The organism is Rugamonas rubra (assembly GCF_900114705.1).
Taxonomy (GTDB): domain Bacteria; phylum Pseudomonadota; class Gammaproteobacteria; order Burkholderiales; family Burkholderiaceae_D; genus Rugamonas; species Rugamonas rubra.
On the sequence record NZ_FOTW01000029.1, the window covers coordinates 56,457 to 79,586 of the forward strand.

The 23,130-nt window shown below is 68.7% G+C and carries 14 protein-coding genes; 7 read left to right on the plus strand and 7 right to left on the minus strand.

Annotation, left to right across the window (positions count from 1 at the left end):
* Positions 1-21: 21 nt before the first annotated feature.
* From BM252_RS25540 to BM252_RS25565, 6 genes are all read left to right on the plus strand, one after another.
* The gene (locus tag BM252_RS25540; RefSeq protein WP_174900684.1) at positions 22-2,292 is read left to right on the plus strand and encodes an Ig-like domain-containing protein; all 2,271 of its coding nucleotides are present in this window, start codon (positions 22-24) and stop codon (positions 2,290-2,292) included.
* Positions 2,293-2,304: 12 nt separating this feature from the next.
* Complete coding sequence (aroKB, locus tag BM252_RS25545; RefSeq protein WP_093390487.1) at positions 2,305-3,948, plus strand: bifunctional shikimate kinase/3-dehydroquinate synthase AroKB; 1,644 nt, start codon at positions 2,305-2,307, stop codon at positions 3,946-3,948.
* A complete protein-coding gene (locus BM252_RS25550; protein WP_093390488.1) occupies positions 3,948-5,084 on the plus strand; it encodes a deoxyguanosinetriphosphate triphosphohydrolase in 1,137 nt (378 codons plus the stop codon). The genes aroKB and BM252_RS25550 overlap by 1 nt, the downstream gene beginning before the upstream one ends.
* Before the next feature lie 142 nt (positions 5,085-5,226).
* On the plus strand, positions 5,227-5,934 hold the full coding sequence (gene dsrO / locus BM252_RS25555) for a sulfate reduction electron transfer complex DsrMKJOP subunit DsrO (RefSeq protein ID WP_093390489.1): 708 nt from the start codon (positions 5,227-5,229) through the stop codon (positions 5,932-5,934).
* A gap of 2 nt (positions 5,935-5,936) precedes the next feature.
* Positions 5,937-7,070: an NrfD/PsrC family molybdoenzyme membrane anchor subunit gene (gene nrfD / locus BM252_RS25560; protein WP_093390490.1), complete on the plus strand. Its 1,134-nt coding sequence runs from the start codon at positions 5,937-5,939 to the stop codon at positions 7,068-7,070.
* Positions 7,071-7,079: 9 nt separating this feature from the next.
* Positions 7,080-10,427 carry a molybdopterin dinucleotide binding domain-containing protein gene (locus BM252_RS25565; RefSeq protein ID WP_217429968.1) on the plus strand — a complete coding sequence of 1,116 codons (3,348 nt, stop codon included), beginning with the start codon at positions 7,080-7,082 and terminating at the stop codon, positions 10,425-10,427.
* 118 nt (positions 10,428-10,545) lie between these two features.
* Here BM252_RS25565 and BM252_RS25575 read toward each other — a convergent pair whose 3' ends face one another.
* The 7 genes from BM252_RS25575 to mutM form a co-directional block, all read right to left on the minus strand.
* Positions 10,546-12,027, minus strand: a complete 1,482-nt coding sequence (locus BM252_RS25575) for a virulence factor (RefSeq protein WP_174900685.1) — start codon at positions 12,025-12,027, stop codon at positions 10,546-10,548.
* Positions 12,024-14,249: a T6SS effector phospholipase Tle3 domain-containing protein gene (locus BM252_RS25580; RefSeq protein ID WP_093390491.1), complete on the minus strand. Its 2,226-nt coding sequence runs from the start codon at positions 14,247-14,249 to the stop codon at positions 12,024-12,026. Before BM252_RS25580 ends, BM252_RS25575 begins: the two co-directional genes overlap by 4 nt.
* A 335-nt stretch (positions 14,250-14,584) precedes the next feature.
* On the minus strand, positions 14,585-15,202 hold the full coding sequence (locus tag BM252_RS25585; protein ID WP_093390492.1) for a response regulator transcription factor: 618 nt from the start codon (positions 15,200-15,202) through the stop codon (positions 14,585-14,587).
* Positions 15,199-17,019: a sensor histidine kinase gene (locus BM252_RS25590; protein WP_093390493.1), complete on the minus strand. Its 1,821-nt coding sequence runs from the start codon at positions 17,017-17,019 to the stop codon at positions 15,199-15,201. The genes BM252_RS25585 and BM252_RS25590 overlap by 4 nt, the downstream gene beginning before the upstream one ends.
* A gap of 35 nt (positions 17,020-17,054) precedes the next feature.
* Positions 17,055-18,227, minus strand: coding sequence for an A/G-specific adenine glycosylase (gene mutY, locus BM252_RS25595; protein WP_174900686.1), 1,173 nt, complete (start codon positions 18,225-18,227; stop codon positions 17,055-17,057).
* Between the two features lie 104 nt (positions 18,228-18,331).
* The gene (locus BM252_RS25600; RefSeq protein ID WP_093390515.1) at positions 18,332-20,260 is read right to left on the minus strand and encodes a dynamin family protein; all 1,929 of its coding nucleotides are present in this window, start codon (positions 20,258-20,260) and stop codon (positions 18,332-18,334) included.
* 37 nt (positions 20,261-20,297) lie between these two features.
* Positions 20,298-21,131, minus strand: a complete 834-nt coding sequence (gene mutM / locus BM252_RS25605) for a bifunctional DNA-formamidopyrimidine glycosylase/DNA-(apurinic or apyrimidinic site) lyase (RefSeq protein ID WP_093390495.1) — start codon at positions 21,129-21,131, stop codon at positions 20,298-20,300.
* A 147-nt stretch (positions 21,132-21,278) separates the two neighbouring features.
* Between mutM and BM252_RS25610 the strand changes: the two genes are divergently transcribed.
* Entirely contained in the window at positions 21,279-23,078 is a 1,800-nt protein-coding gene (locus BM252_RS25610) for a tetratricopeptide repeat protein (protein WP_093390496.1), read from the plus strand.
* The last annotated feature ends 52 nt before the right edge of the window (positions 23,079-23,130 follow it).

The following is a 23,130-nucleotide window of genomic DNA, read 5'->3' on the forward strand; positions in this document are numbered from 1 at the left end:
TGGGAACGATAGGGTAATCCGATGAATATCAGCACACACAGCCTCACCCGCCCCCTCACCGCCTCCTTCCTCGGCTGGCGCGGTGCGCTGGCCTGCGCCTGCGCGGCCGGCCTGCTGGCCGCCTGCGGCGGCGGCGGCGGCTCGGCCGGCACCAACAGCAACGGCGTGGCGCCGTCGAAGGCGGCCTCGGTGCTGCTGATCGCCAGCGCCGAGACGATAGACTCGTCCGGCCTGGACGGCACCGAGGTGACGCTGACGGCCATCGTCAAGGACGCCAACAGCAACGTGCTGCCCGGCGAGACGGTGGACTTCAAGGCCGACTCCGGCAACATCAGCAACACCACCCGCATCAGCAACGCCAACGGCGCGGTGGTCGAGAAGCTCAACGTCAAGGGCAATCCGGCGGTGCGGGTGATCAGCATCACCGCCAGCGCCGGCGGCGCCGTCTCGGCGCCGGTCAAGGTGACGGTGGTGGCGGTGCCGGCGCCGGTGCCGAGCCTGACCCTGACCACCACCAGCGGCACGCTGGCCTCGTCCGGCGCGGCCGGCTCGGAGGTCACCGTGTTCGCCCTGGTCAAGGATTCCAGCAACACCGTGGTGCCCGGCGTGAAGGTCAACCTGAGCGTCGACTCGGGCAGCCTGAGCCTGACCAACCGCACCACCGACGCCAACGGCATGGTCAGCGAGAAGCTCAGCACCGGCAGCGACCCGAGCTCGCGCCTGATCCACGTCAGCGCCAGCGCGGCCGGCGCCAAGACCGCCAGCACGGTGGTGACGGTGGCCGGCACCAAGCTCAGCATCAACGCCGCCGGCACCGTCAACCTGGGCGCCAGCACCGACGTCACCGTCAAGCTGGTCGACTCGGCCGGCAACGCGCTCAACGGCAAGGCGGTCAGCTTCCGCTCGGGCGCCAACACCCTGGCCGTCAAGGGCGGCGGCGCCGCCGTCACCAACACCGCCGGCCAGCTGACCCTGAGCTACACGGCCAGCGCCGGCAGCGGCGACACCATCACCGTCACGGCGCTGGGCGAGACGGCCGCCGTGCCGATCCAGATCAGCGCCTCGAACTTCTTCGTCAACGTGGTCGACGGCGCCGGCGCGCCGCTGAGCCTGGTCGGCATCAACCAGTGCTTCGCCGTGGCCATCCACAACGACAACGGCGGCGTGGCGCAGGGCGGCACGGTCAGCCTGAGCACCTCGCGCGGCACGGTCTACGCCGACGCCGGCTGCGCCAGCCCGCTCACCACGCCGCTGCCCCTGGTCGGCGGCAACGCCACCGCCTTCCTCAAGGCGGCCAACCCCGGCGTGGCCACGCTGACGGCGAGCGCCAGCGCCGACGCCAGCTCGGTGCAGGGCAGCGTCGAGTTCTACGCCGCGCTGCCGGCCGGCGCCACCATCAGCGTGCAGGCCGACCCGGCCGTGGTGGGCGCCAACACGCCCGGCGGCAGCAGCCAGCAGGCCACCATCCGCGCCACCGTGCGCGACGGCAGCAGCGAGAAGAACCTGGTGCGCTTCGCCCAGGTGGCCTTCTCCATCGTCAGCGACCCGAGCGGCGGCAGCCTGACCCAGCCCTCGCTGGTGACCACCGGCGCCGACGGCTCGGCCTCGGTCAGCTACATCGCCGGCAGCTCGGACACCAAGCTCGACGGCGTGCAGATCCGCGCCCAGCTGCAGGGCGCCTCGAACGCCTCGGCCACCGCCTCGCTGACGGTGGCCAAGCGCTCGCTGTTCATCACCGCCGGCACCGGCAACACCGTCGGCGTGCCCAACCCGGCCACCTACCAGGTCGACTACTCGGTGTTCGTCACCGACGCGGCGGGCAACCCCGTGCCGGGCGTCAACATCACCGGCTCGGTGCGGCCGCGCAACTTCTACAAGGGCAGCCTGTACTTCGAGGGCACCGACGGCCCCTGGGCCTACAGCTCGAACCCGCTGCTGCAGCCGAAGGCCTGCCTCAACGAGGACGTCGACAGCGACGGCCAGCTGTCCGGCGGCGAGGACATCAACGGCAACCGCGCGCTCGACCCGGGCATCCCGATCACCGTCTCGCCGGCCGCCACCACCACCGACGCGCGCGGCCAGGCCACCGTCTCGCTGCTGTATCCGCGCGACCGCGCCAACTGGCTCGACGTCGACCTGACCATCCGCGGCCAGGTGTCCGGCACCGAGGCGCGCTACATCGGCTACATCAAGCTGATCGGTCTAAGCACCGATTATTCCACCCACAATATTTCGCCGCCGGGGCGCGACAGCCCCTACGGCACGGTGCTTAGTTGCACCAGTCCAAACTAGTACTGGAAGTCAATGCAAAATGTTTTCTTAGTCGGGCTGATGGGCGCCGGAAAAACCACCATCGGTCGCATTCTGGCCCGCAAGCTGGGCATGCGTTTCATCGATTCCGACCACGAGATCGAGGCCCGCACGGGCGCCTCGATCCCGTGGATCTTCGAGATCGAGGGCGAGCCGAGTTTCCGCCGCCGCGAGGCCGAGGTGATCGGCGAACTCAGCGCCCAGCAGGGTATCGTGCTGGCCACCGGCGGCGGCGCCATCCTCGATCCGGCCAGCCGCGCCTTCCTGGCCGCGCGCGGCACGGTGATCTACCTGCGCGCCTCGGTCAACAGCATCCTCAGCCGCACCGCCCACGACAAGAGCCGGCCGCTGCTGCAGACGGCCGATCCGCGCCGCAAACTGGAGGAACTGCTGGCCCAGCGCGAGCCGCTGTACCTGGAAATCGCCGACGTCGTCATCGACACCGGCCGACCTAACGTACAATCGATGGTCCAAACCATATTGCAGCACCTCGACAGCCTGGCCTGCCAGGCGGCGCCGAACTGCTACACACAAGCCGAACCTTCGATGACCGAGCAAACCACCATCCTCCTGAACGTCGACCTGGGCGAGCGCAGCTACCCCATCTCGATCGGCCCGAACCTGCTGAACGACGGCGCGCTGCTGGCGCGCCACGTCAACGGCGGCAAGGTCGCCATCGTCACCAACAGCACCGTCGCGCCGCTCTACCTGGAACGGCTCGAGCAGGGCCTGCGCGCCGCCGGCAAGCAGGTCATCTCGATCGTCCTGCCGGACGGCGAGGAGCACAAGAACTGGGCCAGCCTGATGGCCATCTTCGACGCCCTGCTGGCCGCCAAGGCCGACCGCAAGACCACCCTGGTGGCGCTGGGCGGCGGCGTGATCGGCGACCTGACCGGCTACGCGGCGGCCAGCTACATGCGCGGCGTCGACTTCATCCAGGTGCCGACCACGCTGCTGTCGCAGGTCGACTCCTCGGTCGGCGGCAAGACCGGCATCAACCACCCGCTGGGCAAGAACATGATCGGCGCCTTCTACCAGCCGCGCGCCGTCATCGCCGACACCGCCACGCTGGAGACGCTGCCGGCGCGCGAGCTGTCGGCCGGCCTGGCCGAGGTGATCAAGCACGGCGCCATCATCGACGCCGCCTTCTTCGACTGGATCGAGGCCAACATCGCCCTGCTGGTGGGGCGCGACAAGGGCGCGCTGGCCTACGCCATCGCCCGCTCCTGCGAGATCAAGGCCGAAGTGGTGCGCCAGGACGAGCGCGAGGGCGGCCTGCGCGCCATCCTCAACTTCGGCCACACCTTCGGCCACGCCATCGAGGCCGGCCTGGGATATGGCCACTGGCTGCACGGCGAGGCGGTCGGCTGCGGCATGGTGATGGCGGCCGATTTGTCGGCCCGCATGGGCCTGGTCGAGCAGGCCACCGTCGCGCGCGTGCGCGCGCTGGTGGCCGCCGCCGGCCTGCCGGTCAAGGCGCCCGACCTGGGCACCGCGCGCTGGCTCGAGCTGATGGAGGTCGACAAGAAGAACGAGGGCGGCGCCATCAAGTTCATCCTGCTCAAGCCGCTGGGCAGCCCGAGCATCACCCACGCGCCGCAGGAACTGCTGCTGGCGACGCTGGCCGCCGCCGTCTGATGGCGCCGGACGCCCACCTGGCGCCCTACGCGGCGCACTCGGCGACGGGGCGCGGGCGCCGCCACGCCGAGACGGCGCACGCCTCGCGCAGCCAGTTCCAGCGCGACCGCGACCGCATCATCCACTCCTCGGCCTTCCGCCGCCTCGAGTACAAGACCCAGGTCTTCCTCAACCACGAGGGCGACCTGTTCCGCACCCGCCTGACGCACAGCCTGGAGGTGGCCCAGGTGGGCCGCTCGATGGCGCGCAACCTGCGCCTGAACGAGGACCTGGTCGAGGCCATCTCGCTGGCGCACGACCTGGGCCACACGCCCTTCGGCCATGTCGGCCAGGACGTGCTGAACGAATGCATGAAGCAGCACGGCGGCTTCGAGCACAACCTGCAGAGCCTGCGCGTGGTCGACGAGCTGGAGGAGCATTACGGCGCCTTCGACGGCCTGAACCTGATGTTCGAGACGCGCGAGGGCATCCTCAAGCACTGCTCGCTGGCCAACGCCAAGCTGCTCGGCCCGGTGGCGCAGCGCTTCATCGACCGTACCCAGCCCTCGCTGGAGGCGCAGCTGACCAATTTGGCCGACGAGATCGCCTACAACAGCCACGACATCGACGACGGCCTGCGCTCCGGCCTGATCACCATCGAGCAGCTCGAGCAGGTCGACTTCTTCGCCCGCCTGTGGCACGACGTGCAGCGCAGCTTCCCCGGCCTGTCCGGCCGGCGCGCCATCTACGAGACGCTGCGCCGCCTGATCACCGCGCTGGCCGACGACTTGATCGCCACCTCCGGCCAGCTGCTGCTGGCCGCCGCGCCGGCCGACATCGACGCGGTGCGCGCCGCGCCGCCGCTGATCCGCTTCTCCGACGCCATGCGCAAGGACGCGACGGAATTGAAGCGCTTCCTGCGCGCCAACCTGTACCAGCACTACCAGGTCAACCGCATGCGGGTGAAGGCCAGCCGCATCGTGCGCGAGCTGTTCGAGGCCTTCATCAGCGACCCGGTGCTGCTGCCGCCGGACTACCTGGTGGCCTCGGGCGACGCCCAGCAGCAGGCGCGCAAGATCGCCGACTACATCGCCGGCATGACCGACCGCTACGCCATCCGCGAGCACCGCCGCCTGTTTTCGCTCGACGAGCTGTAGGCCGGCGTAGCACAATATCCAAGCTAAGTAAATTGGCAATTCCCCGGGCTTGCCGCCAATAAGTCCCAATATCCGCAGGGCAACTTCCTTTCTATCATGGTAGCCAGTCAATAAGGCTGTCGTGTAGAGCAAAGGAGGTCATGTGATTGAATCCCGCCGCAAATTCTTGCGCGCCTTGCCGGCCATTAGCGCCGGCGTGGCGCTGGCGCCCGCGCCCGCCATCGGCGCCACGGGCAAGGGCAAACAGCGCTGGGCCATGGTGGTCGACGTGCGCAAATGCATCGGCTGCCAGGCCTGCACCGTCTCCTGCATCATGGAGAACGCCGTGCCGGATAACAGCTTCCGCACCATCGTCTCGACCTACGAGGTGCAGGACGGCAAACAGTGCGGCACCTACATGCTGCCGCGCCTGTGCAACCACTGCGAGCAGCCGCCCTGCGTGCCGGTGTGCCCGGTCGGCGCCACCTTCCAGCGCGAGGACGGCGTGGTGGTGGTCGACGGCGAGCGTTGCGTCGGCTGCGCCTACTGTGTGCAAGCCTGTCCCTACGACGCCCGCTTCATCAACCACGACACCGGCAAGGCCGACAAGTGCACCTTCTGCGCCCACCGCGTCGACGTCGGCCTGCTGCCGGCCTGCGTCGAAACCTGCGTCGGCGGCGCCCGCGTCTTCGGCGACCTGAACGACCCGCACAGCGAGGTGCGCCGCCTGCTCGACGCCAACGAGGTCAAGGTGCTCAAGCCGGAGATGAACACCGAGCCGCACGTCTTCTACCTCGGCCTCGACGCCCGCTTCGAAGGCCGCGTCGAGGGCGAGGCCAGCCTGTGGCAACCCAGCCACCACGGGGAGTAAGCATGGACAGCCATATCACCGAAGTGCTCAACGTCACGCGCGAAGCGTCGTGGCTGCCGTGGGCCGTGCAGTACTTCTTCCTCATCGGCCTGAGCTATGCCAGCTTCATGCTGACGCTGCCTTACTTCGTCTTCGGCCGCGCCCACCTGGAGCGGCTCGGCCGCCTGTCGCTGCTGGCCGCGCTGGCCTGCGGCGTGGCCGCGCCGGTGGCCCTGCTGGCCGACCTGCACGGGCCGGGCCGCTTCTACCACTTCTACCTGTACTTCCAGCCGCGCTCGTGGATGGCCTGGGGCTCCTTCTTCATCCCGCTGTACCTGGGCGGCCTGCTGCTGTACGCCTGGCTGGCGCTGCGCCCCGACCTGGCCGCCTGGGGCGCCTCCGGCCGCGCCGGCGCGCGCTGGTATCGGCTGGCGGGACGGGGCGGCCGCGCCTCGCGCGGCGCGCTGGCCGGCGCCGCGGCGCTGACCATGTGCGGCGTGCTGGCGCTGGCGCTCTACACCGGCATGGAGGTCGCTGTGGTGCGCGCCCGGCCGCTGTGGCACACGCCCTTCCTGCCGGCGCAGTTCGTCGCCACGGCGGCGGTCGGCGCGCTGGGACTGGCGTTGCTGTTCAACCGCTACCTCGGCGCGCCCGACCGCCGCCTGGAGCTGGCGCTGAACCGCGCGCTGGCCTTGAGCTTGGCGCTGGTGCTGGCGCTGGGCGGCGGCTGGCTGTACGTCAGCCTGTCCGGCCTCAGCCCGGTGCACAGCGCCGCCTTCAACCAGGTGGCCGGCGCGCCGGCCTGGCAGTTCAGCGCCGTGTGGGCGGTGCTGGCCACCGTCGCGCCGATGGCGTTGGCGGTCTGGCGTCCGGCCAACAGCGGCCTGTTCAACGGCATCGTCGCGCTGCACAGCGCCTGGATGATGCGCTGGACCATCTTCATCGGCGGCCAGGCGATCCCCAAGACCGGCGCCGGCCTGTACGACTACCAGCTGCCGCTGGGCAGCGACGGCCTGCTCGGCATCGCCGGCACGCTCGGCCTGTGGCTCGTGCTGCTGATCGTGATGCTCGACTACCTGCCCTGGGCCGGCGCCAAGCGCGTCCGCCCCGATCCGGCCGATCCCGTTGCCCCCGTCGGCACGGCGGCGATTCACTAGGAGATGACCATGCAAGATAAACGTCGCGGCTTCCTGCGCAACGCCGCCCTGGGCGGCGGCCTGACCGCCTTCGCCGCCAGCTTCTCGACCACCGCCGGCCGCATGCTCGACCATGTGCGCGGCAAGGACGCGCCGCACAGCAAACTGCACGGCAATTCGCTGGCGCCCGAGTTCTCGGTCGACCCGGCCAGCGGCAAGCTCAGTGTGAACCCGCAGCAGCAGGTCAGCTACACCATGTGCATGGGCTGCACCACCTTCTGCGGCGTGCGCGTGCGCATCGACAAGGCCGACGGCAAGGTGCTGCGCGTCGCCGGCAATCCCTACAGCCCGATGTCGGCCGACCCGGCGCTGCCCTACCAGACGCCGATCCGCGCCAGCTTCGTCGCCTTGTCGCGCTTCCAGGAGAAGGGCCTGGCCGGCCGCTCGACCGCCTGCGGCCGCGGCAACGCCGTCATCGAGCAGATGGATTCGCCGTTCCGCGTGCTGGCGCCGATGAAGCGGGTCGGCCCGCGCGGCGGCGGCCGTTGGCAGCCGATCGCCTTCGACCAGCTGGTGCGCGAAATCAGCGAGGGCGGCGACCTGTTCGGCGAAGGCCCGGTGCAGGGCCTGCGCGCGCTGCGCGAGCTGAGCACGCCGATCGACCCGCAGCAGCCGGCGCTCGGCCCGCGCGTCAACCAGGTGGGCCTGATGGCCAGCACCGACGACGGCCGCATGGCCTTCGTCGACCGCTTCTTCAAGCAGTCCTACGGCAGCCTGAACCTGGTCAACCACGGCAGCTATTGCGGCGGTGCCTACCGCTCCGGTTCGGGCGCCATGTTCGGCGACATGAAGAAGATGCCGCACGCGAAGGCGGACCTGGAGAACGTCGAGTTCTGCCTGTTCGTCGGCACCGCGCCGGGCAACGCCGGCAATCCGTTCAAGCGCCAGGGCACCCTGCTGGCCAAGGCGCGCGCCGGCCAGCGCGCGTTCAACTACGTGGTGGTCGATCCGGTGCTGAGCAACGCCGACAGCCTGGCCTCCGGCGAGCGCAGCCGCTGGGTGCCGATCAAACCCGGCACCGACGGCGCGCTGGCGATGGCGATGATCCGCTGGATCATCGAGCAGCAGCGCTACGACGAAAACTTCCTCGTGCAGCCGAACCTGAAGACGGCCGAGGCGGCCGGCGAGGCGGCTTGGAGCAACGCCACCCACCTGGTCATCGTCCAGCCGGGCCACCCGCGCGACGGCCGCTACGCGCGCGGCTCGGACATGGGCATGGTCCTGCCGGAGGAGCAGCGCTACCAGGAGCAGGACCCGTTCGTGGTGTTCGACGTCGCCAGCCAGAAGCCGCTGGCGCACAACGCCGCCAGCGGCCCGGCCGAGCTGTTTTTCAACGCCGAGCTGGCGCTGGACGGCCAGCCGCTGCATCTGAAGAGCGCGATGACGCTGCTGCGCGAGGAGGCCGAGCGGCACACGCTGGCCGAGTACGCGCAAGCCTGCGGCGTGCCGGAGGCGGTGATCGTCGGCCTGGCGCGCGAGCTGACCAGCCACGGCAAACGCGCCGCCGTCAACGCCCACGGCGGCATGATGGCCGGCAGCGGCTTCTACAACGCCTACGCGCTGGTGATGCTCAATACGCTGATCGGCAATTTGAACCGCAAGGGCGGCACGCTGATCAACGGCGGCACGTTCAAGGACGCCGGCCCCGGCCCGCGCTACAACCTGGAGAGCTTCGCCGGCCAGGTCAAACCGAGCGGCACGCCGCTCGGCCGCAACGCCGCCTACGAGAAGAGCGCCGAGTTCCAGCGCAACAAGGCGGCCGGCGCCGCCTACCCGGCGCGCGCGCCGTGGTATCCGAACGCGCCGGCGCTGGCCACCGAGTGGCTGACCGGGGCGATGAACGGCTACCCGTACGGCCTGAAGGCGTTGATCCTGTGGAGCTGCAATCCGCTGTACGGCGTGCCCGGTTTGCGCACGCAGATCGGCCGCGACCTGGCCGATCCGGCCAAGCTGCCGTTGATCGTCGCCGTCGATCCCTTCATCAACGAGACCAACGCCTTCGCCGACTACCTGGTGCCCGACTCGCTGCTGTACGAGAGCTGGGGCTGGGCCGGCGCCTGGGGCGGCGTGGCGGTGAAAATGAGCACGGCGCGCTGGCCGGTGGTCGAGCCGAAGGCCGACAAGCTGGCCGACGGCCAGGCCATCGGCATGGAGACGCTGTTCCTGGCGCTGGCCAAGACGATGCAGCTGCCCGGCTTCGGCCCGGCTGGCCTGAACGACGCCGACGGCAAGCCGTGCGCGCTGGAGCGGCCGGAGCATTGGTATCTGCGCGGCGGCGCCAACATCGCCTACCAGGGCAAGACCGCCGTGCCCGAGGCCAGCGACGACGACATCGCCTTGTCCGGCCTGGCGCGCATCCAGCCGCTGCTGGAGGCCACGCTCAAGCCGGAGGAGTGGCGCAAGGTGGCCTTCATGCTGGCGCGCGGCGGACGCTATCAAAGCTACGGCGAGATGTTCGGCGTGCGGCTGCCGCCGCCTGCGCCTGCGCACGCGGTCTCTGGCTCCCCAGGTGGCACCGGAGCTGGCGCCGCCGCTGGAGCTGCTGCCGTTGCGGGCGCCGCGTCTGTGCCCGCCGTTGCCGCCGCCACGGGGCTCCATGCGGCCACCGGCGCCCGCGCCACCGCGACGCCGGCCGCCGCTACCGCTGCCACTGCGCACGGAACGCCGGCGGCGGCGGGGGCCGTGCCGCCGCCCGAGCTGCCGCCATACCCGGCCGATTGGTCGACCCACCGCTACACCAAGCCGATGATGGTCTACAACGAGAACCTGGGCGTCAGCCGCAGCAGCATCACCGGCAAGCGCTTTGCCGGCACGCCGGCCTGGCGCGAGCCGGCTTTCGCCGACGGCACGCCGCTGCGCGCCAAGTATCCCGAGGCGGAGTGGCCGTTGCAGCTGATCAGCTTCAAGTCGGCGCTGCACAACTCCTACAGCATCGGCGCGCGCCGGCTGCGCGGCATCAAGCCGGACAATCCGGTGGCGCTGCATCCGGAAGACGCGGCACGACTCGGCCTGCGCAGCGGCGACGCGGTGTATCTGGAGACGCCGGGCGGCCGGGTCAAGGCGACGGTGGCGCTGCGCCACGGCGTGCAGCGCGGCGTGGTGGCGGTGGAGCATGGCTTCGGCCACCGCGAGATGGGCGCGCGGGCGCACCGCCTCGGCAAGGAGATGCGGCCGCACGACAAGGCCATCGCCGCCGGCGTCAATCTGAACGACATCGGGCTGAGCGACCCGACCCGCAAGGGGCACAATGTGTATGTCGATCCGGTGTCCGGCACCGCCGTTCGGCAGGGGCTGCCGGCGCGCATTGTGCGCGCTTGATGCTGTTCATTGAAGGCGCCGGGATCGGTTGGGGTAATTGCCGGTACGGCTGCAACCGTATGCCGTGATTCCGCCGTGTCAGCGCTCGGGGACCGCAGTCCCACGCTATCGCGTGGATTCATTTGGAATAGCCTTGTGGGCCCCCTTCGGCGTCGTGGCGGAGGCCCCACCACATCAGGTGGGAATTGTTGCGGGCGCGAGCGCGGAACCACGGCTTGTCCTGGTCGAGGGGGCGGACTACGGCTGGTGGAAGCACCAGCACGGCGGTGGCATGCGCCGGGTCGGTGGTGCCTGCCACCAGCACGTTCTTGCCGAAGTGGTTGGCGTAGGCGATGCCCAGCGCGACGTTGGTCAGCGCCGTGCCGGCGCCCATCTCGCCGAGCAGGGCCGGGGTGTTGAAGGTGTGCTTCATGAAATCGAGTTCCGGCGCCTCGGTCGCGAGGGTGTGCGCCAGCACGCGCAGGCGGTCCTGCGAGTCCAGCGTGAGGTTGGCGTCGTGGACCACATAGCCGATGTCGATACTCCGCTTGCCGGCGTTGTCGACGGCGCTGTTGAGCGCCGCCTGCGACGCCTGGACCACACGCGGCGGCTGTCCCTTTTTGCTGTCAAAATCGGCGCTGGCCTTGGTGGCGGGATAGCCGATCCAGGCCAGCGCGGCGCGCTCGGTCTTGTAGTTGGGGCCAGCCAACACCAGCAGTACCATGTTCTCGTTGATTCCCTCATCGTTGGGAGGAAAATTCGGCGCGTCCCAATTCATGGCCCAAACGGTTTCGTTTGGGTGAGACTCCAAGTAGTGCAGCGCCGCCGACAGCGAGGTGAAGCCGGCGTTGGCGCCGCCCATCGTGACGCGCACATCGGGCGGAGTGCTGCGCGACCAGGTGGTTGGGGCGTGAACGTTTCCGATGTTAAAGCACTCGATGATGTTGTCTCGCGTGAACTCCGCCGCTTCGACGGGGTCTAGTCTTCCCTCCGGCAGCGCGTATTCGACGTGGATGCCGGCCAGCTCGCGCCAGGTCGACTTGTCCGTGAGCGAATGGGCGTTGTAGAAATAGCTGGAGCTGGAGAAATAGATGTCATGGAAGCGAACCGTCAGCTCATCGACGTACTTGTGATGGTAGCCCTTGAAGCTCTCTTTTCCGTTGTTTCCATTCGCTATCGACGCCACCATTTGAAGCGTCGAGAATTTTTTTGGCTCAGCTCTCACCATGTCGTCATTCTTGTTGGGCTGCACAAGACCTAGCGTCCACAGCAATTGCCATTCTGTTGGGTAGTCTTGACGTTGCAATGGATTGAGCCATTTCAGGCCGACGACCTGAGCCATGAAAGGTCTTGCAGGCTCCGCGACAATTGGTGCGGCTGTCTGGGGCTCGGCAGCGACCGGTGCGGGCCTGCTCACGCAGGCGGCAAGAAAGCACGAGGTGGCGATGGCGGCGAGGGTGGGCATGGCCAAGAAGCGGGTCATAATTTCTCCGTCGGTCAGAATCCGCTGCGAATCAGCAGTGGCAATCCATGTGAGCGAAAGCGCAGTGCCAAGGGCGAGTATGAAAACAAGGGCAGCCCAGCCCAGCCGTCGGGGGCGGGTCGAGATCAGGGCATTCATGGATGGCCTCCCCGATGCGGAGGCGCTGTCGGCGCAGGATGCTCGCGCTGGTCAACGATCTTACTCGGCATGCTTCCCTGGCTGTTGCGTTGACGTGTCCAATCGTAGGTGGTAACCCGATTGAAGTAGCCGTACTTAAAATACTCCAGGAACGATTGGTTCGGATCGTCGTCAGCCAGCCCATCCAGAAAGCGCCAGTCCGCCGCTATCCTCAGCGTATGCAAAGCCTCATCGCGGATATGGCATAGACCGACGGCCACGTCGTAGGCTAGCGCCTTCTCCGCATGCATGCCGTTGGTCACAATGGTCGAATGGTCGGTGGCGTGGGTGTCGATGTTCTCGGCCAGATATGTCTGGATCTTCTTTTCGCGCCACGCCTTGTATTCCGCGCTGGCATTCCCATCCTGCTCCTCCCCGGCGACCTGCTGGTCGTTCTTCGCCCAACCTTCGCGTCTGGCCTGCATTCGCAAGCGGGCATGGTCCTCGTAGTGCATGGTGGCCTCGCTGGCCTCGTCCCCCTTGGCGGCGTCGCTGGCCTCGCGTGCGTCCTCGCCCTCCCGTTGTTTGATCGGCCGGTCATCGGCATACGGGTCGTCGGCACCGCGCGCGCGCTTCGCGTCACGCGACTGCCCGGGCGCATCGTAGCTTTGGTCGAATTTTTCGTCCACCACGCCGAAGCGCAGCGCCTGCGGCATGAAAGGATCGGGAAGCTCGGGCGCGTCCACCTTGATTGCCCATTTCTTGTCCGGCAGTGCGTTGATGCGCGTCTGAACCAACTTGGTGGCCACGATCAAGAACGGCGCCGAGGCAATACTCAGCACCGAACCCCAGAACTTTCCACGATTCGCTTCCAGCCCCTTGGACAATGAATACTCCGCGACCGGCGACTTCGGACACCAGTACCCGTTGCCGCCCGGCTCGGGCTTCCTGTAGTGGTGGTTCCAGTAGTGGTATTCCCCCTTCACGCCCACCTTGTGGCCTTGGGCAAACACCCGCTGGCAAAAGAAGGCCCGCCCCTTTGTGGCGTCGATTTCCACTTCGCTCAAGCCGCGCCAGCCTATACCCTGCACGGTCATCGACGAGATCACCTCGTCATGTGGATTGCAGTACAGCGTCACTCGCTGGCAGGTGGAAGGCTCGATGCCGTAACCATACTGCTTGCGGTCGTCGGCGACATTGAAGGGATGGTTAACGTTTTCCACGAACTTGTTGATGTCCTCGGCCTTCTGCTGCCTGGAGGCGGGCTGGCGGATGATGTCGAAGAAGGCGCGCAGGGTGGCGACACGGGCGGCCTCCGTTTGTCGTCCTGTGCCGCCCTGCTTGTCCTTCATATGCCCTTCGGTCCAATCCTCGGTGAAATTCGAATTCACCAGACTGTAGGGGGAGTTGCACAGCACGTAGTTGTCCGCCACGCAGCGGCCCTCGACGCCCCACACGTCGGCGACCGGCGCCAGCCGGTCGCCAAGGAAGGCGGCGGCCATGCCGATCATGTTGCCCTGGCTGTGGCAGACGATGGTGATCGGCACGTCGGCATGTTTCCGCCGGATGGACTCGACCAGCTTGGCCAGCCGCAAGGCGGCCAACACATAGTAGGGCCGGGGTGGGCACGAGTAGACTTGACGGTTGTTGGTTGGATTCAAATGCTGGACGTGCATCCACAGAAACAGATTGTCGGACAGGCCCTCGCCCCATAGGTCTGGCAGGGCCGTGCAGCCGTTGGCGAAGGGGCCGCCGCCCCAGTAATCTTCCTCGTTGAGGTAGATCGAGTCGCCATATGTCTGCAACTCTTGAGGGTTGGCCTTGTAGCCCCAGCGGAAATGGATGACCGGAGTAAAGTGGTCGTCGTCCTGCATGAAGGTCTTGCTCTTCATGTACGGGCTGATATAGCCATCGGCCGTCAGTTCCGGCATGTAGGTGGCCGGGGTCAACTGGCCGCCCTCTGCGGTCGGGTGGACCATGTGCTCGTCGCACCGCTTGAGGCGCTGGTTGAGCCCGGCGCACAGGCCCTTTTCCGTCTGCGTGTACCACTCGCCGTCGGAGTTGACGCCGTGGACGAAGATGACGATGCCGGGCAGCGGCGCCCGCATGAGCACGGTGAGGTAGTCGTGGTTCAGCAGCGTGATGCCAGTTTTCCAACCGACCAAAATGTTTCTCGGGTCGTCAAGCGGGTTGGGTGCTGCGTTTGCGGCGGTGGCCGCCTTGCTTGGTGTGGATCTTTTCATCGCACCTCCGTTGCCCGGTTCCCGCCGTCGCCCATGCACAGCTGCGCGAGCCCGGCAGGGCCGAAGTTGACAATCGAGTTTCCGCAGTTGGTCAGCCCCGTCGACTTCTGCTTAGACAGGGCTACGCATGAGATAGAAGGCCATTATTGAGTTTTTATAAAGCCATTGTTCTGCGCTGGCGCAATGCATGCTGAACAACAATAGGACGGGCGAATGCGAGAAGGCGGCTGTAGACAAGCTTGACGCCGTTTCTTGAGGGGGCCGAAGGCACTTAAGGTAACCCCAGGTTTGCGCCGCTGGGGTTTGTCGGCGCAGCCTGCGCGCCGGCGTTCGACCTAGTCCAGCTGGCCGCTGGCCATCAGCAGGCGCGCCACCTCGGCGGCCGAGCGCACGCCCAGCTTGGCCAGCGCGTTGTGGCGGTGCACCTGCACCGTTTTTTCGCTGATCGCCATGTCCATGGCGATGACCTTGTTGGCCTTGCCGCTGGCCACCGCCTGCGCCACCTCGCGCTCGCGCGCGGTGAGCGTGTCGAGCGCGCTGTGGGCGGCGCGCGCCTGCGCGTCCTGCGTCGCTTCGCGCACGCTGCGCGCCACCGCGCGCGTGACGGCGTCCAACAACACCTGATCCTTGCAGGGCTTCTCCAAAAAGTCGCTGGCGCCGGCCTTCATCGCCTGCACCGCCATCGGCAGGTCGCCGTGGCCGCTGAGGAAAATCACCGGCAGCTTGATGCCGCGTTGTTGTAGCAGCGGTTGTAGCTCGAGCCCGCTCATCAAGGGCATGCGCACGTCGAGCAGCAGGCAGCCGGGCACGTGGCCGGTGTAGTTGTCGAGGAAGGCGCGGGCCGACTCGAAGGTCTCGACGCGCCAGCCGCCGGCGTCGAACAGATAGGCCAGCGAGCGGCGCATCGCGGCGTCGTCGTCGACCACATACAGGATTGCATCGCTTTCGTTCATGGCGTTTCCGATAGGTCAAAATTGGGCAGGGTGAGGCAGACGCTCAGGCCGACGCCGTCGTCGTTGGGGCGCGCCGACAGCGTGCCGCCGAACGACTCCATGATGCCCTTGCTGAGCGACAGGCCGAGGCCCAGGCCTTCCGCCTTGGTGGTGAAAAAAGGTTCGAATAGGCGCGCGAACTGCTCTGGTGCCAGACCGCAGCCGCGATCGCGCACGCACACCTGCCAGTCGCGCTCGCGGGCGCGCAGGGTGACGACGAGCGGCGTCTCGGCGGCGCCAGTGCAAGCCTCGGCGCCGGCGTCATCTGCGCCGCGTTGGGCGTCGAGCGCGTTCTTCAGCAGATTCAAGGCCACCTGCTGGATTTGCAGCGCGTCGCCCAGCACCGGCGCTGGCGCGTCGGCCTGCCAGTCCACCCGCGCCTGCGGATGGGCGGCGCGGAACAGCGCCACCGCCTCGTCCATGACTGCCGTCAGGTCGAGTTTCCGCCGCTCCGGCGCGCGCTTCTGCGCCAGCGCGCGCACCTTGCGCATGATGTCGGCGGCGCGCTCGCTTTGCGCGGCGATCTCGTTGGCGCCCTCCAGCAGCGGCGCCGTTTCGGTGCGGCCGGCGGCGATGCGGCGCGCCATGCCACGGGCGAAGTTGCCGATCGCCGCCAGCGGCTGGTTCAGTTCGTGGGCGATGGCGCTGGCCATCTCGCCGAGGATGGCCAGCCGCGCCGTGTGGTCCAGCGCCGCCTGGCGCGCCTGCGCCTCGTCGGCCATGCCGCGCTCGCGCTGCTGCGCGGCGAGCAGCTCGGCGCTGCGCTTGGCCACCAGCTGCTCGACCCGCACCGTGTGCACTGCCCACAGCACCAGCAGGCCGAGCGCCAGCAACAGCAAACCCCAGTAGCGCCGCAGCGCCGTCTCGAAGGTCCACTGGCGCAGGTAGTCGTAGGGGCCGATGCGCAGCTCGCGGAACAGTTCGTCGACGCTGCCGTAGTCGCTCGGCACGGCCCAGCTGTAGCCGTCGGCCGTCGGCGCCATGGTCAGCAGCGCCACCGCCACCTGGCGCGACAGGGCCGGCGCGGTGTGGCGCAGCGCGGCGAAGGGCCAGTCCGGATACAGCCGCGACGAGCTTTGGCAGGACGAGCCGGGGTGCGGCAGCGGCGCCAGCACGCGCAGCTCGCCGGCGCCCAGTTCGCCGCTGCGTATCATCTGTTCGAGCAGGCAGCTGCGCACGATACCGGCGTCGGCGCGGCCGGCGCGCACCGCCAGCAAAATCTGCTGGGTGGGGAAGCCGTTGAACTGCAGGCGGTCCAGGTCGCGCTCGGGGTCGACGCCGGCGGCGAGCATTTCGCGTGCGGCGATCTGGTAGCCGCCAAAGGCCTCCGGCGCCACCGCCAGCACGTGTTTGCCGGCCAGGTCGGCCAAAGCTTGCAGGGCGGCGTCGCGCCGCACCACGATGGCCGAGCCGATCGCCAGTTGCGGCGAGGCCGACCACGGCGAGGCCAGCGTGGCGATGCGGCTGGCGCCGTCGTCCTGCTCCAGCGTGGCGTAGTGGCCGCTGCTGGTGATGATGAAGTCGACCGCGCGCGCCCGCACGGCGTGGGTCAGCCCGACCTGGTCGAAGTCGAGCAGCTCGACGCTGCGGCCGGGCAGCCGCGTTTGCAGCCACAGGCGCAGGCGCGACCAGTCGCGCTGCACCGCCTCCGGCCCCTTGTAGGCCAGCACGCCGATGCGCACAGTTGTGTCGTCGCGCGCGCCGTTCTGCGGCTGGGCATGGGCCGGCAGGCCGAGCGCGAGCAGTGCGGCCAGCGTCAGCGACGCCAGCGTCGCCATGCGGCTAGAGCGGGCAGGGCGGCGCGCCGCGCGCACTAGAAGGCCATGCGCGACTGCGCCGCCCCGGCGTCGCCGCACAATTCCAGTAGCAGTTTTTTGATCGGCGCCGGCAGCGGCGCCTCGGCGATGCGCGCGCCGTCGTACCAGACGTAGCCGGCCTCGCCGACCGCGTCGAGCCGGCGCGCCAGCGTGACGCGGTAGGGCGCGATGTGCAGCTTGTAGTGGGTGAACACGTGGGTGATCGGCGACAGCCGCTCGTGCGACTCCAGCTCGCCGAAGCGGGCCACCGCCATGCTCAGCGCGGCGTGGTCGGCCGGCGCAATGTTGCCGTCCTCGGCCAGCGTGTGGCCGTCCAGTTCCGGCAGCGACAGCAGGCCGCCCCAGATGCCGCTGTCGGGCCGCTGCTGCAGCAGCACCTGGCCGCGATCCATCAGCACCAGCATGGTGGCGTGCTTCTCCGGGCTGGCCTTCTTCGGCTTGCGCACCGGCAGATCCTTGACGCGGTCGGTGGCCAGCGCCACGCAGCGCGCCTGCAGCGGACAGCGGCCGCAGTCCGGGCTGCTGCGCGTGCACAGCGTGGCGCCCAGGTCCATCAGGCCCTGCGTGTACGACTCGATGCCCTGCTCGGGCAGCAGCGCCTCGGCGCGCCGCCACAGCGCCTCCTCGACCTTTTTCTCGCCGGGGTAGGCGGCGATGCCGAAGCTGCGCGCGAAGACGCGCTTGACGTTGCCGTCCAGGATGGCGGCGCGCGTGCCGTTGGCGAAGGCGGTGATGGCCGCCGCCGTCGAGCGGCCGATGCCGGGCAGGTCGGCCAGCAGCGCCTGCTCGACCGGGAACACGCCGTCGTACTCGGCCACCACGCGTTGCGCGCACTTGTGCAGGTTGCGCGCGCGGGTGTAGTAGCCCAGGCCGCTCCACTGCGCCATCACGTCCTCGACCGGCGCGGCGGCCAGGTCGCGCAGCGTGGGGAAGCGTTCGAGGAAGCGGGCGTAGTAGCCCAGCACGGCGGCCACCTGGGTTTGCTGCAGCATGATCTCGGACAGCCAGATCAGGTAGGCGTCGCGGGTGTTCTGCCACGGTAGCACATGGCGGCCGTGCTGCTGTTGCCAGCCGATGACGGCGGCGGAAAAACTCGGGTCGATCAAATCTTCTTCCGGCGCCGCGCCCGGGACCATGCCCGGGCTTGGCGAGTGCTGCTGACGCTTCATGCCGTTCCTTGTGTTCTTGTGTGCGCTATCTATGTGCGTTACATGTGTTCTGGATGTGCGCTGAGTGTGCGCTGAGTGTGTGTAAACCGTGCGCCATGTCCGCCTTAGGCCGCCGCGTCGAGCGCGACGAATTCGGCCTTGACGGCGCTGTTGATGGCGCCGGCCAGCTCGCCCAGCCGCGCCCGCTGCTCGTCGAGCGTGCGCTGGCTGGCCTCGAAGGCGTCGATCTTCTGCTCCAGGCTGTCGGTGGCGTCGTGGATGCGCTGGATCGAGGCCTGGCGGTGCTTCAGTTGGTCCTTGTGCTGGCGGATCTGCGCCTCCAGCGGCGCCATGATGACGCGCAACCAGGCGTCGGCGTCGTCGTTGGCGGCCTTGAAGCAGCCGCGCACGCGCGAGGCGATGGTGTCGAAGAACTTCTCCATCACCACCACGCGGCTGGTGGTGAGCAGCGTGGCCGTGCCGAACTGCTTGAAGTAGACCGCCTCGATGCCGCCGATCTCCTCGCGGTAGCGCTGCAGCGAGAACGGCATCGGCAGCGCCAGCGACAGGCCGTGCTCGTTGGAGAAGCGGCGGTACATCACGCCCATCATCTCGGCGATCTCCACCGTCTTGCGGTCGGAGGCGTCGAGGTTGGCGCGCACCCGCTCGAAGTACTGGCGCATCGCCTCGCGCACGCCGATGAAGAAGCGGCTGCGCTGCATCTGCTCGCGCACCTGGTCGATGTCGTCGCGCACGATGTCCATGCCCAGGCTGGTGTACAACTCGGTCGACAGGCGGGTGAACACGGCGCGCGTGGCCTGCAGCTTGAACAGGCTGGCGTCGAACTCCTTCTTCTCGACCTCGATGCGGCGCATCATGTGGGCGATCACGTTCTGGTTCTTGCCGCGCAGGCTTTTCAGCTCGTGCAGCTGCTCGACCACGCCGCGCGTGCGCGCCGCCAGCAGCGACTGCTGGGCGCCGCCCAAGGCCTGCAGGTCGGCCGCCAGCTGCTGGCGGATCAGCTCCTTCTTGGCCGGGATCAGCTGGTTGAACAGCGCGCCCTCCAGCGCGTGCAGGCGGCTGCGCGCCTGCAGCGCGACGTCGCGCGTGATCTTGCCCACCAGCGCCTTCTGCGCCGACACCGGGAACACCTGGCCCGGCTCGAGCGCCAGCATGTGCGCCACGCTGGCCTGCTGGCGGTCGATCTCCTGGTTGATCTCGTCCTCGCTGCGCAGCTCGTCCCACATGCTGTCGATCTTGTTGAGCACCACCAGGCGGCCCGGCCCGGCGCCGATGTGGTTGCGCCAGACCTCGATGTCGCTCTTGGTCACGCCGGTGTCGGCGGCCAGGATGAACAGCACGGCGTGGGCGTTGGGCAGCAGGTTCAAGGTCAGCTCGGGCTCGGTGCCGATGGCGTTCAGGCCCGGCGTGTCGAGGATCACCAGGCCATGCTTGAGCAGCGGGTGGGGGAAGTTGATGATGGCGTGGCGCCACAGCGAGATCTCCACCCGGCCGGCGGCGTCCTGGGTGACGGCGGCGTCCGGGTCGCTGTCGTCGTACAGGCCGTAGCCGCGCGCCTCGTCGACGCTGGCCAGGCGGGTGCGGCAGACCTCCTTGAGCACCTCGTGCATGTCGGCGCCGGCCTCCAGGTTCAGCGGCAGGGTGGTCCAGGCGGCCGGATTGTCGCGGTAGTCGCTGGTCGACAAATTGTCGGCCCGCGTTTCGATCGGCAGCAGGCGGATCGACGGCGGGAACGCCGGGTCGTACAGCAGCTCGGTCGGGCACATGGTGGTGCGCCCGGCCGCCGAGGGCAGGATGCGCTGGCCGTAGTCGGCGAAGAAGATGGCGTTGATCAGCTCGGACTTGCCGCGCGAGAACTCGGCGACGAAGGCCACCGACAGCTTGTCGTCGGCCAGCCGGGCCAGCGTGCGGGCGAGGCGCTGCTCGGTGGCGGCGTCGGCCAGCCCGGCCTCGAGCACCCAGGCCTGGTAGTTGCGCAGGGCCGTGGCGAGGCCCTGGCGCCAGGCGCCGTACTGTTCGATATCGCGCATCATCATGCTCACTTGGTCTCCACCCGGCCGGCCGGCGCCGTCATTTTTGACAATTCACACAATAGAAGGTCGAACGCTGCCCCTGTTTGATCTGGCGCACCGGCGCGCCGCAGACGCGGCAGGGCACGCCTGCACGATCATAGACGAAATACGATTGCTGGAAGTAACCGGACTGGCCGTTGACGCTGATAAAGTCGCGCAAGGTGCTGCCGCCCTGCACGATGGCCTCGGCCAGCACGGCGCGGATCGCCTGGGCCAGCTTGTCGTAGCGCGCCAGGCTGATGCGCCCGGCCGCCGTCTTCGGATTGATGCCGGCGCGAAACAGGCTTTCCGAGGCGTAAATATTGCCCACGCCGACGACGATGTCGCCCGCCATCAGCGCCAGCTTGACGGTGGTGTTGCGCCCGCGCGTGCGCTGGTGCAGCAGCTGGCCGGAAAAGCCGTCCTCGAGCGGCTCGACGCCCAGGCCGCGCAGCAGCGCGTGGTCGGCCAGCGCGCCGTCGGCGTTGGCGTGCCACAGCACGGCGCCGAAGCGGCGCGGGTCGGTCATGCGCAGCACCTGCGGGCCGTCCGCGCCGGCCATCACCAGGTCGAAGTGGTCGTGCTTCTGCGCCGCCACCCCGCAGGGCAGGATGCGCAGGTGGCCGGACATGCCCAGGTGGACGATCAGCGTGCCGTGGGCGAAGTGGATCAGCAGGTATTTGCCGCGCCGCCCCGTCAAGCCGACCGTGTGGCCGGGCAGCGCCTGCGGCAGGTCGGCCGGGAAGGGCCAGCGCAGGCCGCTGCGGCGCAGCACCACCGCCTGCACGGCGCGGCCCTCGAGGTAGGGCGCGACGCCGCGCCGGGTGACTTCAACTTCTGGCAGTTCTGGCATCTGGATGGCAAATCACGTGAAAAGTGGAGGGCGACGGCGTAGCTGGACGGAATATTTGGTTACACTACGAGCATTCGGCTTTACATGCGAAGGGCGTAGAATCTGCCGTTAGCCCGACCATGCCGCCAGACTTGCCAGGACCATCCTTTGAAAAACGCATTCGCCATTGTAACCCTCTCCGCTTTGCTGTCGGCCTGCGCCGTCGGCCCGCAACGGCCGGCCGACGCGCCGCCCGCCGTCGAGCCGGTGGAGAGCGTCGAGGCCGCCGCAGCCGCCGAGGCCGCCAAGCTGGCGGCCGAGCCGCCGGCGCCGGCGGTCGAGCCGCTGCCCGGCGTCGAGCTGACCAGCGACCTGCTCTACAAGTTGACCAAGGCCGAGCTGGAGTTCAAGCGCGGCCAGTGGCAGGGCCCCTACATCACCCTGATGGCGCTGGCCCAGCAGACCCGCGACCCGCGCCTGGCGCGCCGCGCCGCCGAGATGGCGCTGGCCGCCAAGCAGGGCGGCGAGGCGCTGGCGGCGATCCGCCTGTGGCGCCAGCTGGCGCCCGACTCCGAAGACGCGGTGCAGTACTTCCTCGGCTTCGCCGTGCTCGGCGACGACCTGAGCGAGGCCGAGCAAATCTTCAGCCAGCGCCTGCAGGCCAGCGCGCCGGCCGCGCGCGGCCTGGCCATGTTCCAGATGCAGCAGTTCCTGCTGCGCGCCAAGGACAAGGGCGCCGCCTTCGCCCTGCTCGACCGCGTGCTGCAACCCTACGGCGCGACGCTGGAGGCGCACCTGGTGCTGGCGCAGAGCGCCTACAGCATCGGCGACGCCGCCCGCTCGCGGCTGGAGGCGGCCGAGGCGCTGCGGCTCAGGCCGGAGTCCGAGCTGGCCGTGCTGACGGTGGCCCAGGTCTCGCCCGACATCGACAGCGCGTCCAAGATCCTCACCGGCTTCCTCGAGCGCCACCCGCAGGCGCGCGAGGTGCGCGCCGCCTACGCCCGCATCCTGGTCGACAACAAGCAATACCTGCCGGCGCGCAAGGAGTTCCTGTTCCTGCTGAAGGAGCAGCCGGACAACCTGGCCACGCTGTACGCGCTGGGCGTGACCTCGATGCAGAGCAACGACGTGGCCGGCGCCGAGGACTACTTCAAGCGCTTCATCGGCGTGCTGGGCGACCGTCCCGGCGACGAGCGCGACCCCTCCAAGGTGCTGCTGATCCTGGCCCAGATCGCCGAGGAGCGCGGCGACTTCGACGCCGCCACCGGCTGGCTCGACAAGATCGAAAGCGGCGACGCCCGGCTCTACCTGACGGCCCGCCTGAAGCGCGCCCAGCTGACCGCGCGCAAGGGCGAGATCGACGACGCCCGCAAGCAGCTGGCCGAGCTGAACACCGCGGACCCGGCCGAGCAGGCGCAGATCGTCCAGGCCGACGCGCAGATCCTGCGCGACGCCGGCGACACCCGCACCGCCTTCGTGGTGCTGGAGAACGCCCTCAAGCGCTTCCCCGGCCACGCCGACCTGCTGTACGACCACGCCCTGGCGGCCGAGAAGCTGGGCCGGCTCGACGTGATGGAGGCCAGCCTGCGCCAGGTGATCGCCGCCGCGCCGGACAACCACCACGCCTACAACGCGCTGGGCTACTCGCTGGCCGAGCGCAACGTCCGCCTCGACGAGGCCTACGCGTTGATCGAGAAGGCGCTGCAGATGGCGCCGACCGACCCCTTCATCATGGACAGCATGGGCTGGGTGCAGTTCCGCCTGGGCCACCTCGACCTGGCCGAGGAGCTGCTGCGCCGCGCCTACGGCCTGCGCAGCGACCCGGAGATCGCCGTGCACCTGGGCGAGGTGCTGTGGACCAAGGGCGACAAGGGCGGCGCGCACAAGCTGTGGCAGGAGGCGCACAGCAAGGACCCGAAGAACGACGCCCTCAAGAGCACGCTGGCGCGCCTCAACACCAGCCTGTGATAGCTTCCTAGCTTCGTAACTTCGGGGTCCGTAGCTTCGGGGTCAGTGCCGA